Here is a 13,158-nt window from a genome sequence, read left to right on the forward strand (position 1 = left end):
GATGAGCTACGTGGAGTCCCTTGCTAGACCACTGATCGACAACGGACTCGTCACCCTCCAGGCGATCGAAGGGTGTAGCGATGCGGATATCGCGGCTCTGCTTGCGGCGCAGGGCGTAGACGCCATTCCTGAATCTTATCGACAGTTCTTGTCGTTCGGCGGCAAGAATCCCTACTGGCTGACCCGCACCGGTGAATGGGATTACGAATGGCTGCTCGAGGCAAAACAGACTGCTCGCGAAATCGTAGTAGACGATCACGGCCTCGATTTCGCACCGTTCGAGGATGCGTTCATTTTTCAAACACATCAAGGATACATGTTCTACTACTTTCGCGCCGACGACTTGCGGGCAGCCGACCCTCACTTCTGGATATACTCGGAACAGCAACCGGTGCAGCCGAATTCGCAGACCTTCAATGAATGGCTCAAAGAATTGGCAGACTATCTTCCGCGCGCGATAGAGCTGCGACGTAAGATGGGCATTCAGTAAGCCGGATGTGGCACAGTGGAAGCCGGATCGAACCGGAACCTACGAAACTCGAGGCGAGATGAGCGAACTGAGCACCCTGACCGACGCCGACCTCGTAGACCTGGCCACCCGCCTGCGTGATCTGCGCTGGTCCTGGCAGTTCTCCGATTTCGCCGGCCTCGCCGCCGATTTCGGCTGGACTGTGCTGAGCACCGGAGAGGACCGGGCTCGCTTCGACTGCGGGTTCGGGCCCACCAGCGGCAGCGCTCGGGGCAATGGCGGGCGGGTGCAGGTGATGGAGCTGGCGGTTACCGGATTCGCACCCAAGGACGAGGCCGGACAGGACGCGGTCAACGACGCGTTCGCCCGGATGACCGCCGCACTGACCACCGCTCTCGGCGCACCGACCGCCAAGCTCCCTGAGGCCACTGAAATACGCTGGGCCGGTCCGGAAGCCACGCTCCGGCTGCTCGGCGGGCCGGTTCGCATCAATCTCGCAGTGGCCACCAACGGCTGGCTGGCGAACAACGACGAAGCCATCGAACTGGAACGCCAAGGCCTGCTGTGACCGAGTGGAGCGCGTTCGCCACCGCCCTGGCCCGTTGTCTGCGGGACCTGCCGGTGGGCGGCGTCGTGATCATCGAAGAAGCCGGCGCCCACTCTGCCGACAGGAGATTCACACAATTCCGGCGGTATCCCGACTATCTCACCGCGGAAGTGCCCGGCGATTCCAGTCTGACCCCCGAGGCGCAGGCCGGAGTGGCCGGTACCCGGCTCATGACCGAATCCGGTTGGCAACAGCAAGATCCCGACCGGGGCGACAACCGGTGGTCCGAGCTCCCCTGGCCGGCAACCACTTCGGACTATCGGCAGTTGGCCGCCATGATTGTCACCGCCCTGCGCGACGGCTTCCGCATCCCGTCCCCCGACGCCCTCCGGTACCACGCCTGGAACGAGGGCGACGGCAACCGCCCGCTGGATCTGTCGCTCGGCATTCCTGCGCGCTAGTGCGTAGTCGCGCAAGAGGATTCAGGTAGTCCGCTACTCACGCGACCACCCCCGCCCCGGACATACGGTCGGTGCAACGTAAAAGTTCACCGACAAAGTCCAGGAGGTTTTCGATCCCACTGCACGACCCGAGAATTCAGGTCAGGCGCAGAGGGCGCGGGTGTAAGGAACGACGTCACCGATCCAGCGTCGCAGCTGGGTATCGTCGGCTGTTTCCGGCCAGTACACGAAAGTGTCGAAGCCGGTTTCGAGGGCGAGATCGGCCAGAATGCGGGCCCAGCCCGCGGCGTCGGTACGAATCGGTTCCTCGCCGCGCAGCGTCACTCGACCGGGCGACTCGGTGATGTGCCCCACCAACTGTGCCATTCGGGCAACGGCGCCCGGATCCCGACCTGCGTCCAGGGCGGACGCGGAGATAAGGTGTTGCGCCCCTTCCCATTTCTCGTAGGGGAGGTAGTGCGGAATCGGCGCGGCCCAGCCGTCGGCGATGCGGCCGGTCAAAGCGTTGGCCTTGGGCCCGACACTGCCGAACCAGATCCCGACCGAATGTGCGGGAGCCGGCCCGGACTGCACACCGTGCACAGCGTAATAGTCGCCAGGAACCTCAGCCTTGGCACCGGGTTGCCACATCGCGCGGATCACGGCGGTGGCCTCCTCGAGCGCTTGCAGCGCTTCGGGATTGGTCCGCCGCGGCCCGCCCATCGCCGTGATCGCGGGCCAGAACGCGCCCGCGCCGAGGGCCAGCTCGAAACGTCCGTTGCTGAGCAGATCCAAGGTGGCCGCCTGCTTGGCGAGCATGGCCGCGCCACGCATCGGCAGGCTGGCCACGTCGGGGAACACGCGTAGCCCCGAGGTCTCGGCGAGCACCGTCGCGATCACCGCGAAGGTGTCGGCCAGCGGGCCGGAATAGGGGTGGTCCTGGATTCCCAGCAGGTCCAGGCCTTCACGATCGGCGAATCTGGCCAGTTCCCGGATTCGCGTCAAATCCTCGGCCACCGGCGCGAACTGAATCCCGAAACGTAGCTCCATCCCCAAGATCATTGCAGCACAGCGGCGCTTCGGGGCCATCGCGCGACGTAATCAAGGATTCGGCACAGCGGCGATCCAGTCGGCGAGGTCCGTGATCACGGCAGGATCGACATGGTGCGGGCGGAGATAGTCGGCGGGCAGCGACGGCCCGGCGCCCGGGAAGAACATGTGGTCGTCGGCGTCGTAGATCCGGATCGTCACCTCGGGCCGGTCGGCGAGCGCCGCCTGCCAGCCCGGCAGGTCGTCGGCCACGGTGACCTGGTAGTCCCGCCCGCCCTGCGCGAGGAAGATCGGCCGGTCCAGCGCCGCCGCGGTGCCGACCGGGTCGTAGGCACGCAGGTCCAGCCAGTAGGAACCCGGCGCGCCGAACGGCAGGGAGTCCGGCGGGGTGGACAGCGAAAGCTCTTGACTGTCGACTACTTTCGCCTGCTCGACGGCGGTCGCCACCGGCGGCAGGCCCGCCGCCGTCACCGGATCGACCTCGTGCAGGTGCCGCAGGACACGCACCATCGCCCACTGCATCGGCTGGGTGTCGCCCGCCAGGATCGCGATCCCGGCGACCGCCGGCGCGGCCGCCGCCACCCGCGGGGCCAGCTTGCCGCCCATGCTGTGCCCCACCACGAAGACCTGACTCACACCCGGCTCGGCGGACAGTAGCTCGATCGCCGAAAGCGCGTGCGGCACATACTCGCCGGCCGGAGTCGGGTTACTCGCCCAGAACCGGTCCGCATGCGCGCCGGTGACCTTGTCGAAGCGCAGCACGGCGATTCCGCGGGTGGCCAGCCCCCAGGCGATGTCCTTGAGCGACTTGTTCGTCCCGACCGTCGCGTCGCGATCGAACGGTCCCCCACCTGCCAGCAGCACCGCGGCCGGGAACGGCCCGGCACCGCGCGGGACGCTCACCGTGCCCGGCACGGTGAACTCGCCCGAGCCGAGCATCACCTCACGCTCCTCGAAGGTCGCGGGGTCCGCGTACTCCGGGATCTGCCACTCGGCCATGTCCATGACATCCTCCATCATTCTCAACTTTGAGAAAGGTATCAGAGATGAGAACATTAGGAAATGGACTCTGTGGAGCTGCTCGCGCACCCGGTGCGGCTGCGGATCGTGCACGCCCTCTCCGGTGGGCAGACGCTGACGACCGGGCAACTCTGCGCCCGGCTGCCCGATGTCTCCAAGGCCACCGTCTACCGGCACGTCGAATTGCTCAGTGCCGGTGGCATATTGGAAGTCGCCGAGGAGCAGCGCGTTCGCGGCGCGGTGGAGCGCACCTACCGGCTGCACCGGGAACGCGCCGTCATCGCCCCCGAGCGGGCCGCGGCGGCGACCAGCGCCGAACATCGGCACATCTTCGCCGCCGCCATGGCGACCCTGCTGGCGGAGTTCAACGCCTACCTCGGCACCGAAACCGCCGACCCCGCCGCCGATCTCGTCGGCTATCGGCAGCACGCCGTCTGGCTGTCGCCGGAGGAGGTGTCAGCCCTGATCGAAGACCTGCGCGCCGCTATCGTGCCCCGGTTGCACAACGCGCCCACGGCCGACCGAGCGCCATATCTGCTGAGCCCCATCCTCTTTCCGACCGTGCGACCCTGAAACGCCAACGCACCCCCGGCCCTGACGGGCGCGGGGTGCGGGAAAGAGCAAGCGGGAGTGGCTACTCCGGGCGCAGGGTGAGAATGCGCGGGCCGTCCTCGGTGACTGCGACGGTGTGCTCCCAGTGCGCGGAGCGCGAACCATCGAGCGTGACCACGGTCCAGTCGTCCTCGAGGGTCTTGGACTGGGTGGTGCCCAGGGTCAGCATCGGCTCGATCGCGAGCACCGAGCCGACCACGAGCTTCGGGCCCTTACCGGGCGCGCCCTCGTTGGCCAGGAACGGATCCATGTGCATCTCGCGGCCGATGGCGTGACCGCCATAGCCGTCGACGATGCCGTAGGCCCGACCGTGCACCTTCTCGACCGCGCGGGTGCCGAGCTCGATGGCGTGCGAGACGTCGGTCAGCCGGTTGCCCGCGACCATCGCCTCGATGCCGGCCTCCATCGACAACCTGGTGGCCTCGCTCAGCAGCCGATCCGCCTCGATGAGCGTGCCGACGCCGAAGGTCCACGCCGAATCGCCGTGCCAGCCATCGAGAATCGCACCGCAATCGATCGAGACCAGATCGCCCTCGGCCAGCACATCCTCGGCGTTCGGGATGCCATGCACGATCCGGTCGTTGACCGACGAGCAGATCGACCCCGGGAAACCGTGGTAGCCCTTGAAGGACGGCACGGCGCCCGCGTCGCGGATGACCTGCTCGGCGACCTCATCCAATTCCAGGGTGGTGACCCCAGGCTTGGCGGCCTCGCGCACGGCGACGAGAGCGCGACCGACGATCGCGCCCGCCGCCGCCATGGCGTCGAGTTCACCGGCGGTGCGGAACGGCACCACCTTCTTGGACTTGCGGCCGAAGACCATCAGGTCAGTGCCCCAGCGCCTGTAACGCGCGGGCGTTCACGTCATCGACCTCGCCGATGCCGTCGACGGACACGACCAGGCCGTCGTAGTGGGTCAGCAGCGGTTCGGTCTCCTCGCGGTACACGCGGAGCCGGTTGCGGATGACGCCCTCGTTGTCGTCGCCGCGGCCACGGGCCAGCATGCGCTCGACCACGGTGTCCTCGGCCACGACGAAGCACAGCACCGCATCCAGCTTGCTGTTCATGTCGCCGAGGATCTTCTCCAGCGCGTCGGCCTGATCGACCGTGCGCGGGTAGCCGTCGAGGATGAAGCCGTTGGCGGCGTCGGGCTCGTTGACCCGGGCCTCGACCATGCGGTTGGTCACATCGCTGGGCACCAGGTCACCGGCGTCCATGTACTTCTGCGCTTCGCGGCCCAGCGGGGTCTGCTGGGAGATGTTGGCGCGGAACAGGTCACCGGTGGAGATGTGCGGAACGCCCAGCTTGTCCGACAGGAGATCGGCCTGGGTGCCCTTGCCGGCACCCGGCGGACCGAGCAGTACAACTCTCACTTGAGGAACCCTTCGTAATTTCGATTCATCAGCTGGGACTCGATCTGCTTCACGGTATCCAGGCCGACACTCACCATGATCAGCACCGCGGTGCCGCCGAACGGGAGATTCTGCATGCCACCGGAGTTGCCGATATCCAAGAACAGATTGGGAAGCACGGCCACGAGACCGAGGTAGAGCGAACCGGGGAGGGTGATCCGGCTCAACACATAGTTCAGATAATCGGCGGTCGGCCGACCGGGACGATACCCGGGAATGAAGCCACCGAACTTCTTCATCTCGTCGGCGCGTTCCTCCGGATTGAAGGTGATCGCCACGTAGAAGTAGGTGAAGAAGACGATGAGGCCGAAGTAGATGGCGATGTAGACCGGGTTACCCGGGTTCACCAGGTACTTCTGGATCAGGTCCTGCCACCAGCTCGGATCGGGGTTGTTCGTCGAAGAGGTCAGCTGCGCCACCAGGTTCGGCAGGTAGAGCAGCGACGAGGCGAAGATCACCGGGATGACGCCGGCCTGGTTCACCTTCAACGGCAGATAGGTCGAGGAGCCGCCGTACATCTTGCGGCCCACCACGCGCTTGGCGTACTGGACCGGGATCCGGCGCTGGCCCTGCTCGACGAAGATCACCGCGGCGATGATGGCCAGCGCGGCCAGGCAGACCAGGCCGAAGACCAGGCCACCACGGCTGTCCAGGATGTTCTTGCCCTCGCTGGGGATACGCGCGGCGATACCGGCGAAGATCAGCAGCGACATGCCGTTGCCGACACCGCGCTCGGTGATCTGCTCGCCGAACCACATGACCAGCGCGGCACCGGCGGTCATCACCAGCACGATGATGATCATGCCGAAGATCGAGGTGTCGGCGAGAATGTCCTGCTGGCAGCCCTGTAGCAGCTGCCCGCGCGCGGCGAGCGCGACCAGACCGGTGGCCTGCAGAATCGCCAGCGCGATAGACAGATAGCGCGTGTACTGCGTCATCTTGGTCTGGCCGGATTGGCCTTCCTTGCGCAGTTCCTCGAACCGCGGAATGACGACAGTCAGCAGCTGAATAATGATGCTGGCCGTGATGTAGGGCATGATGCCGATCGCGAAGACCGACAACTGCAGCAGAGCGCCACCGGAGAACAGATTGATCAGCTGGTAGATACCGGCGGAATCACCACCGGAAACCAGGTCGATACATTCCTGCACCGCCTGGTAATCCACACCGGGGGACGGCAGCGCGGCACCGAGACGGTACAGCGCGATCAACCCCAGCGTGAAGAGGATCTTCCGCCGTAAGTCCGGAGTCCGGAAGGCCGATACGAAGGCGGAAAGCACAGATCCTCCTGGCGAACGACATGGTCATGCCACGGCTTAACGCCATGACGGGGCTTGGCAGGCAATACGTGAAACTCTAACAGTGGCACCGGACGAGCTCTCACTCGTCCGGTGCCACATGCTAATTGCAGAGTACCGTCAGCCCAGTTCGGTGACAGTGCCACCGGCCGCGGTGATCTTCTCCTTGGCGGAGCCGGTCACCTTGTCGGCGGTCACCTGGACCGCCACGCCGATGTCACCATCGCCGAGAACCTTCACCAGCTGGTTCTTGCGAACCGCGCCGGCAGCCACGAGCTCGGCCTTGCCGACCTCGCCACCCTGCGGGAACAGCTTGGCGATGGCCGAAACATTGACGACCTGGTATTCGACACGGTTCCGGTTGGTGAAGCCCTTGAGCTTGGGCAGCCGCATGTGCAGCGGCATCTGCCCACCCTCGAAGGCGGCCGGAACGTTCTTGCGCGCCTTGGTGCCCTTGGTACCACGGCCCGCGGTCTTGCCCTTGGAGCCTTCACCGCGACCCACACGGGTCTTCTCGGTCTTGGCGCCGGGGGCCGGACGCAAGTGGTGCAACTTGATGGTCATGGCTTAGACCTCCTCAACGGTTACGAGGTGGCGCACGACGTTGATCAGGCCACGGTTCTGCGGGGTGTCCTCGCGAACCACGGTCTGCCGGATCTTGCGCAGGCCGAGCGTGCGCATGCTGTCACGCTGGTTCGACTTGGCGCCGATCGTGGACTTGGTCTGGGTCACCTTGAGCTGTGCCATTACTTGCCACCTCCAGCGGCCAGAGCGCGCGCACGCAGCATGCCCGCAGGGGCAACATCCTCGAGCGGCAGGCCACGGCGAGCCGCGACCTCTTCCGGACGCTGCAGCATCTTCAGCGCAGCAACCGTCGCGTGCACGACGTTGATGGCGTTGTCGCTACCCAGCGACTTCGCCAGAATGTCATGAATGCCGGCACATTCGAGCACGGCACGAGCCGCGCCACCGGCGATCACACCGGTACCGGGGGAAGCCGGACGCAGCATGACGACACCGGCCGCCGCCTCACCCTGAACCGGGTGGACGATGGTCGAGCCGATCATCGGGACGCGGAAGAAGTTCTTGCGAGCCTCTTCGACACCCTTCTGAATCGCCGCGGGAACTTCCTTGGCCTTGCCGTAGCCGACGCCGACCAGACCGTTGCCGTCACCGACGATCACGAGGGCGGTGAAGCTGAAGCGACGACCACCCTTCACGACCTTGGAGACGCGGTTGATCGCAACTACGCGCTCGAGCTGGTTCTTGTCGGCCTGCTGGTCACGACGGTTGTCGCCGCCACCACGACGATCGCGGCCACCGCCACGGTTGTCGCCGGTGCCGCCAGCGGCACCATTCTGCTGTCCGGCGGGTCCGCTGCCGCCGTCACGCCGTTGACGTCCCGGCATTAGACGTTCCCTTCGTTCTTGTTTGCAGTCATCAGAACTTCAACCCCGCTTCACGAGCGGCATCCGCGAGCGCCGCGATACGGCCGTGGTAGTCGTGACCACCACGGTCGAACACGACGGCCTCGACGCCGGCGGCCTTGGCACGGGCGGCGATCAGCTCGCCGACCTTCTTGCTCTTGGCCGACTTGTCGCCGTCCACCGCGCGCACATCGGCTTCGATGGTCGAGGCGTAGGCAAGGGTCTTGCCGGCGCTGTCGTCCACGAGCTGAGCGTGCAGGTGCCGCGCGGAGCGGTTGACCACCAGGCGCGGACGCTCGGTGGTGCCCGCGACCTTCTTGCGCAGACGGAAGTGACGGCGGGTCTTCGACAGACGACGCGCCGTCGACGCGTCCTTGCCGCGCGGCTTGCGCTTGGCAATCTGATTTTCGGTTTGCGCCATGATCACTTACCCGTCTTTCCGACCTTGCGGCGAACGATTTCGCCGGCGTAGCGGATGCCCTTGCCCTTGTACGGGTCGGGCTTACGCAGTCCGTGGATCACAGCGGAGATCTGGCCGACCGCCTGCTTGTCGATGCCGGACACGGAGAACTTGGTGGGCGATTCCACCGCGAAGGTGATGCCTGCCGGGGCCTCGATCGGCACCGGATGGCTGTAGCCGAGGGCGAACTCGAGGTTCGAGCCCTTGGCGGCCACACGGTAACCGACACCGAAGATTTCCATCTTCTTCTCGTAGCCCTTGGTGACGCCTTCGATCATGTTGGCGACGAGGGTACGGGTCAGGCCGTGCAGCGAACGGTTCTGCCGCTGGTCGTCCGGGCGAACGACCTCGAGCTGGCCGTCCTCACCCTTGGAGATGCTGATCGGCTCGGCGACAACATGGGTCAGGGTGCCCTTGGGACCCTTGACCGCGATGCTCTGGCCGTCGATGTTCACCTCGACGCCGGCAGGGATTGCGATGGGCTTCTTACCAATACGCGACATTTGTCCTACCTCCCTTACCAGACGTAGGCGAGGACTTCTCCGCCCACGCCTTGCTGCTTGGCCTGACGGTCGGTGAGCAGGCCGGTCGACGTGGAGATAATCGCCACGCCGAGGCCGCCCAGGACCTTGGGCAGGTTGGTGGACTTCGCGTACACACGCAGACCCGGCTTCGAGACGCGGCGCAGGCCCTGCAGGGAGCGCTCACGGCTGGGGCCGTACTTGAGATCGACGATGAGGGTCTTGCCCACAGTCGCGTCCTCGGTGCGGTAATCGGCGATGTAACCCTCACGCTTCAAGATCTCGGCGATGTTCACCTTGAGCTTGGAGTGCGGAGCCTTCACCTGATCGTGGTACGCCGAGTTGGCGTTGCGCAGACGCGTCAAGAAGTCTGCGATCGGATCAGTCATGGTCATGGTTAGACCTCGACACCTTTCTCGCTGCGGTTCCCATGCAGCGCCGGCACATGCCAACGGTGGGCCTACAGCAATGGGGCTGGTCCGGGCGACATTTGCCGACCGGATGAGTTCTCTTACGAGTTCTCCGTACCCGGGCCGGCCGCATGGGCGATATCGAGCTCACGCCGCGATGCGGACACAGATGTGCCCAGGCAACCGCTCTAGTGTAGAGAACCCCGTCACCAGGACAAAATCGGGGTCCCCCCAGGTCGGGCCCGGTGCTCGCGGCCCCGAACACGCGAAGGCGCGGACCCCTCGTGGCCGCGCCTTCGCGTGTGAGATGAGCCTCAGCGACAGCTGGGGTTCGGGTGCGGATCGGTGCTGTTGCTCCACTGGCCGCACAGGATCAGCTTGAGCAGACCCAGCGGGATATCGATGGCCGACGAACCGGTGCCCGAGGAGCCGGACTCGGCGACCGGGGCGACCGGAGCCTGCGGGGCCGCGATGGCCGGCGCCGCACCGGCGAACATGATGGCGGTGGCGGCGGTGGCGACGGCGAATTTAGTTGCGAGGCGAGTCATTGTTTCTCCGAGTCCGAGCGCGGTCAGCGGCAGATGGGGTTGGGGTTCGGCTGCGTGCTACCCCAGGCGCCGCACAGGATGAACTTGAGGAAGCCCAGCGGGAAGTCGATGGCCGCGGAGCCGGTGCCCGAGGAGCCGGACTCGGCGACCGGGGCGACCGGGGCCTGCGGGGCGGCAGTGGCGGGGGCCGCGCCGGCGAACATGATGGCGGTGGCGGCGGTGGCGACGGCGAATTTAGTTGCGAGACGGTTCATTTGAATCCTCAGAGTTCAGGTGCGGTCAGCGCTGGCAGACGGGGTTCGGGTTGGGGTTGGGGCTACCCCAGGTGCCGCACAGGATGAACCTGATGAGGCCGAGCGGGATGTCGATCGCCGCGGAACCGGTGCCGGACTCGGCGATCGGGGCGACCGGGGCGACCGGGGCCTGCGGGGCCGCGATGGCCGGGGCCGCGCCCGCGCACATGATGGCCGCACAGGTAGCCGCGACGGCGAATTTTGTTGTCAGACGGTGCATTCGATCCTCCAAGCGAGATAGTTCTCACTTCAAGATCGGCGAACACTCACGTTCGTTACTAACTTCCTACGCCACTGCCGGATCTGAAGCCGGGCTTGAGGTTGCCGCCTTCGACGATTCTCTGTATACGTATAGCTCTACGTATACGTTGTGACGAGGAGAATCCGATGGACCGTTCACTACGCAACCTGCTGACCGGCTCCGGTCCCGTCGCGTCCTTTTGCCGGTACGCCCTGGTCGGCGGCAGCAACGGCCTCGTCTCCAGCGTCGCGGTCACACTGCTCGCCCTCGTCCTCCCCTTCGCCTTGGCCAACGCCGTCATCACGATCGCCTCTACCCTCGTCGGCACCCACCTGCACGCCCGCTTCACCTTCACCGCCACTACCCCCGACTGGCGACGGCACCTGCAGTCCGCCGGCACTGCCGCAGCCGCCTACGCCCTGACCAGCGCGGCGATGCTGCTCCTCCCCCGGGTCTGTGCCGATCCGACCATCTGGACCGAACAGCTCGTCTACCTCACGGCCTCCGCCCTGGCCGGTGTCCTGCGCTTCGCCGCTCTCCGGGTCCTGGTCTTCGACACCACGCCGCCCCGCATCACGATGCCGAAAGCTCCTGTCCACCTGACGCCTTCGGGTTTCATCTACGCCTTCGCCGCGAACCCCGCCTGATGATCGGCCCCGAACGCAGAACAAGGACCCGAGCCACCCGGCTCGGGTCCTTGAATTCTGTATTCGACTACCGGTGGGCGCTCACGAGGAGCGCCGGCTCACCAGGAGCTCTTGTGCACGCCCGGGAGCTCGCCCTTGTGGGCCATCTCGCGCAGGCAGACACGGCACAGGCCGAACTTGCGGTACACCGCGTGCGGACGGCCGCACTTCTGGCAGCGCGTGTAGGCGCGGACCGCGAACTTCGGCTTGGCGTTGGCCTTGTTGACCAGTGCTTTCTTAGCCATGTGCTCAGTTCTCCTTGAACGGGAAGCCGAGGTGCTTGAGCAGCGCGCGGCCTTCTTCGTTGTTGGTCGCGGTGGTGACCACGGTGATGTCCATACCACGCGGACGGTCGATGGAGTCCACGTCGATCTCGTGGAACATCGACTGCTCGCTCAGGCCGAACGTGTAGTTGCCGTTGCCGTCGAACTGCTTCGGCGACAGGCCGCGGAAGTCGCGGATACGGGGCAGCGCGATGGAGACCAGGCGATCCAGGAACTCCCACATGCGATCGCCACGCAGCGTGACCTTCGCACCGATGGGCATGCCCTCACGCAGCTTGAACTGCGCGATCGACTTGGTCGCCTTGCGGATCTCCGGCTTCTGACCGGTGATCAGCTCCAGGTCCTTGACGGCACCGTTGATCAGCTTCGCGTCCCGGGCGGCGTCGCCGACACCCATGTTCACGACAACCTTGACCACGCCCGGGATCTGCATCACGTTGGCGTAGTCGAACTCGCCGTTCAGCGCGTCCTTGATCTCGGCGCGGTAGCGCTCCTTGAGGCGAGGCTGAACCTTGTTCTCAGTGGAGGTCATGTCAGATGTCCTTCCCGTTCTTACGGGAGATCCGGACCCGCTTGCCGCTCTCCTCATCGGTGCGGTAACCGATACGAGTGGGGTTGCCATCCGAATCCACGACCATCACGTTGGAGACCTGGATCGGGGCTTCCTGGGTCACGATGCCGCCCGAAGAGGCGCCGCGCTGATTCGCGGAATCGGCAACATGCTTCTTGATACGGTTCACGCCTTCGACGAGGACCTTGCCGGTCGCGGGGTAGGCCTGAATGACCTTGCCCTTCGCGCCCTTGTCCTTGCCCGAGATGACGAGAACGGTGTCACCCTTGTGCACCTTCATGTCAGAGCACCTCCGGAGCCAGCGAGACGATCTTCATGAACTTCTTCTCACGCAGCTCACGGCCGACCGGGCCGAAGATGCGAGTGCCGCGCGGATCATTGTCCGGCTTGATGAGGACGGCGGCGTTCTCATCGAACTTGATGTAGGAACCGTCCGGGCGACGGCGCTCCTTGACGGTGCGCACGATGACGGCCTTGACGACCTCACCCTTCTTGACGTTGCCACCGGGGACAGCGTCTTTGACGGTGGCGACGATGATGTCGCCGATACCGGCATAGCGGCGCGACGAGCCACCGAGCACGCGGATGCAAAGAATTTCCTTCGCTCCCGTGTTGTCGGCGACGCGCAAGCGCGACTCCTGCTGAATCACTTCAGCCTCCTTGACCTGGACGTATAAGCCACGCCGGATTGCCGACCCGACGGGCATGGTCATGTGCCACCCGAACGCGCGCCTGCCAGCGGTTTTACCGGTCCGAGTAAGCAAACTCGGACCCCACTGCTGGGGGTTCGCGGCCGAATTGCGGGCATAGCTCCCGCAGGCAACCGGTCTAGTGTAGGGGAAAGCCCAGGTCGACCCAAATCGAGGGTC

The 13,158-nt window shown here is 65.5% G+C and carries 23 protein-coding genes; 5 read left to right on the forward strand and 18 right to left on the reverse strand.

Features of this window, described 5'->3' with window-relative positions; genetic code table 11:
• The first annotated feature begins 1 nt into the window (after position 1).
• The 3 genes from AB0H76_RS37195 to AB0H76_RS37205 are packed head-to-tail and all read left to right on the forward strand — an operon-like array spanning position 2 to position 1,477.
• Positions 2-490 (forward strand): SMI1/KNR4 family protein, encoded by a 489-nt coding sequence (locus tag AB0H76_RS37195; RefSeq protein WP_357332065.1) that lies wholly within the window; start codon positions 2-4, stop codon positions 488-490.
• A gap of 58 nt (positions 491-548) precedes the next feature.
• Positions 549-1,037, forward strand: a complete 489-nt coding sequence (locus tag AB0H76_RS37200) for a DUF6301 family protein (protein ID WP_357332067.1) — start codon at positions 549-551, stop codon at positions 1,035-1,037.
• Entirely contained in the window at positions 1,034-1,477 is a 444-nt protein-coding gene (locus AB0H76_RS37205) for a hypothetical protein (RefSeq protein WP_357332069.1), read from the forward strand. The genes AB0H76_RS37200 and AB0H76_RS37205 overlap by 4 nt, the downstream gene beginning before the upstream one ends.
• A gap of 141 nt (positions 1,478-1,618) precedes the next feature.
• Here AB0H76_RS37205 and AB0H76_RS37210 read toward each other — a convergent pair whose 3' ends face one another.
• Both AB0H76_RS37210 and AB0H76_RS37215 read right to left on the reverse strand, forming a co-directional pair.
• Positions 1,619-2,506 carry an LLM class flavin-dependent oxidoreductase gene (locus AB0H76_RS37210; RefSeq protein ID WP_357332071.1) on the reverse strand — a complete coding sequence of 296 codons (888 nt, stop codon included), beginning with the start codon at positions 2,504-2,506 and terminating at the stop codon, positions 1,619-1,621.
• 51 nt (positions 2,507-2,557) lie between these two features.
• Positions 2,558-3,511, reverse strand: coding sequence for a hypothetical protein (locus tag AB0H76_RS37215; RefSeq protein ID WP_357332073.1), 954 nt, complete (start codon positions 3,509-3,511; stop codon positions 2,558-2,560).
• Positions 3,512-3,568: 57 nt separating this feature from the next.
• Here AB0H76_RS37215 and AB0H76_RS37220 point away from each other — a divergent pair, with 57 nt between their 5' ends.
• Positions 3,569-4,099, forward strand: a complete 531-nt coding sequence (locus AB0H76_RS37220) for a helix-turn-helix domain-containing protein (RefSeq protein ID WP_357332075.1) — start codon at positions 3,569-3,571, stop codon at positions 4,097-4,099.
• A 61-nt stretch (positions 4,100-4,160) separates the two neighbouring features.
• Here AB0H76_RS37220 and map read toward each other — a convergent pair whose 3' ends face one another.
• The 12 genes from map to AB0H76_RS37280 all read right to left on the reverse strand — a co-directional run bounded on the left by map (position 4,161) and on the right by AB0H76_RS37280 (position 10,727).
• Positions 4,161-4,961, reverse strand: coding sequence for a type I methionyl aminopeptidase (map, locus tag AB0H76_RS37225; RefSeq protein WP_357332077.1), 801 nt, complete (start codon positions 4,959-4,961; stop codon positions 4,161-4,163).
• Positions 4,962-4,965: 4 nt separating this feature from the next.
• Positions 4,966-5,511, reverse strand: a complete 546-nt coding sequence (locus AB0H76_RS37230) for an adenylate kinase (protein WP_357332079.1) — start codon at positions 5,509-5,511, stop codon at positions 4,966-4,968.
• Positions 5,508-6,830 carry a preprotein translocase subunit SecY gene (secY, locus tag AB0H76_RS37235; protein ID WP_357332080.1) on the reverse strand — a complete coding sequence of 441 codons (1,323 nt, stop codon included), beginning with the start codon at positions 6,828-6,830 and terminating at the stop codon, positions 5,508-5,510. The genes AB0H76_RS37230 and secY overlap by 4 nt, the downstream gene beginning before the upstream one ends.
• Before the next feature lie 138 nt (positions 6,831-6,968).
• The gene (gene rplO, locus AB0H76_RS37240) at positions 6,969-7,412 is read right to left on the reverse strand and encodes a 50S ribosomal protein L15 (protein ID WP_357332082.1); all 444 of its coding nucleotides are present in this window, start codon (positions 7,410-7,412) and stop codon (positions 6,969-6,971) included.
• A gap of 3 nt (positions 7,413-7,415) precedes the next feature.
• Positions 7,416-7,595, reverse strand: a complete 180-nt coding sequence (rpmD, locus tag AB0H76_RS37245) for a 50S ribosomal protein L30 (RefSeq protein ID WP_357332084.1) — start codon at positions 7,593-7,595, stop codon at positions 7,416-7,418.
• Positions 7,595-8,257, reverse strand: a complete 663-nt coding sequence (rpsE, locus tag AB0H76_RS37250; RefSeq protein ID WP_357332086.1) for a 30S ribosomal protein S5 — start codon at positions 8,255-8,257, stop codon at positions 7,595-7,597. Before rpsE ends, rpmD begins: the two co-directional genes overlap by 1 nt.
• Positions 8,258-8,288: 31 nt before the next feature.
• The gene (rplR, locus tag AB0H76_RS37255; protein ID WP_357332088.1) at positions 8,289-8,696 is read right to left on the reverse strand and encodes a 50S ribosomal protein L18; all 408 of its coding nucleotides are present in this window, start codon (positions 8,694-8,696) and stop codon (positions 8,289-8,291) included.
• Positions 8,697-8,698: 2 nt separating this feature from the next.
• Positions 8,699-9,238, reverse strand: a complete 540-nt coding sequence (gene rplF, locus AB0H76_RS37260) for a 50S ribosomal protein L6 (RefSeq protein WP_357332090.1) — start codon at positions 9,236-9,238, stop codon at positions 8,699-8,701.
• A gap of 14 nt (positions 9,239-9,252) precedes the next feature.
• Positions 9,253-9,651, reverse strand: a complete 399-nt coding sequence (gene rpsH / locus AB0H76_RS37265) for a 30S ribosomal protein S8 (protein ID WP_194817331.1) — start codon at positions 9,649-9,651, stop codon at positions 9,253-9,255.
• 329 nt (positions 9,652-9,980) lie between these two features.
• Positions 9,981-10,214, reverse strand: a complete 234-nt coding sequence (locus AB0H76_RS37270) for a hypothetical protein (RefSeq protein ID WP_357332092.1) — start codon at positions 10,212-10,214, stop codon at positions 9,981-9,983.
• A gap of 23 nt (positions 10,215-10,237) precedes the next feature.
• Positions 10,238-10,468, reverse strand: coding sequence for a hypothetical protein (locus AB0H76_RS37275; RefSeq protein ID WP_357332093.1), 231 nt, complete (start codon positions 10,466-10,468; stop codon positions 10,238-10,240).
• A gap of 25 nt (positions 10,469-10,493) precedes the next feature.
• Entirely contained in the window at positions 10,494-10,727 is a 234-nt protein-coding gene (locus AB0H76_RS37280; RefSeq protein WP_357332095.1) for a hypothetical protein, read from the reverse strand.
• Positions 10,728-10,894: 167 nt separating this feature from the next.
• On the opposite strand from AB0H76_RS37280, the gene AB0H76_RS37285 reads away from it, so the two are divergent.
• A complete protein-coding gene (locus AB0H76_RS37285; RefSeq protein WP_357332096.1) occupies positions 10,895-11,395 on the forward strand; it encodes a GtrA family protein in 501 nt (166 codons plus the stop codon).
• A gap of 98 nt (positions 11,396-11,493) precedes the next feature.
• On the opposite strand, the gene AB0H76_RS37290 is transcribed toward AB0H76_RS37285, so the two are convergent.
• The 4 genes from AB0H76_RS37290 to rplN are packed head-to-tail and all read right to left on the reverse strand — an operon-like array spanning position 11,494 to position 12,939.
• On the reverse strand, positions 11,494-11,679 hold the full coding sequence (locus tag AB0H76_RS37290; RefSeq protein WP_194817328.1) for a type Z 30S ribosomal protein S14: 186 nt from the start codon (positions 11,677-11,679) through the stop codon (positions 11,494-11,496).
• Positions 11,680-11,683: 4 nt separating this feature from the next.
• Positions 11,684-12,250, reverse strand: coding sequence for a 50S ribosomal protein L5 (gene rplE / locus AB0H76_RS37295; RefSeq protein ID WP_194817327.1), 567 nt, complete (start codon positions 12,248-12,250; stop codon positions 11,684-11,686).
• 1 nt (position 12,251) lies between these two features.
• Positions 12,252-12,569, reverse strand: a complete 318-nt coding sequence (gene rplX, locus AB0H76_RS37300) for a 50S ribosomal protein L24 (RefSeq protein WP_357332098.1) — start codon at positions 12,567-12,569, stop codon at positions 12,252-12,254.
• Between the two features lies 1 nt (position 12,570).
• Positions 12,571-12,939 (reverse strand): 50S ribosomal protein L14, encoded by a 369-nt coding sequence (gene rplN, locus AB0H76_RS37305; protein WP_194817848.1) that lies wholly within the window; start codon positions 12,937-12,939, stop codon positions 12,571-12,573.
• Positions 12,940-13,158 lie beyond the last annotated feature (219 nt).

The organism is Nocardia sp. NPDC050712 (genome assembly GCF_040654295.1).
Lineage (GTDB): Bacteria > Actinomycetota > Actinomycetes > Mycobacteriales > Mycobacteriaceae > Nocardia.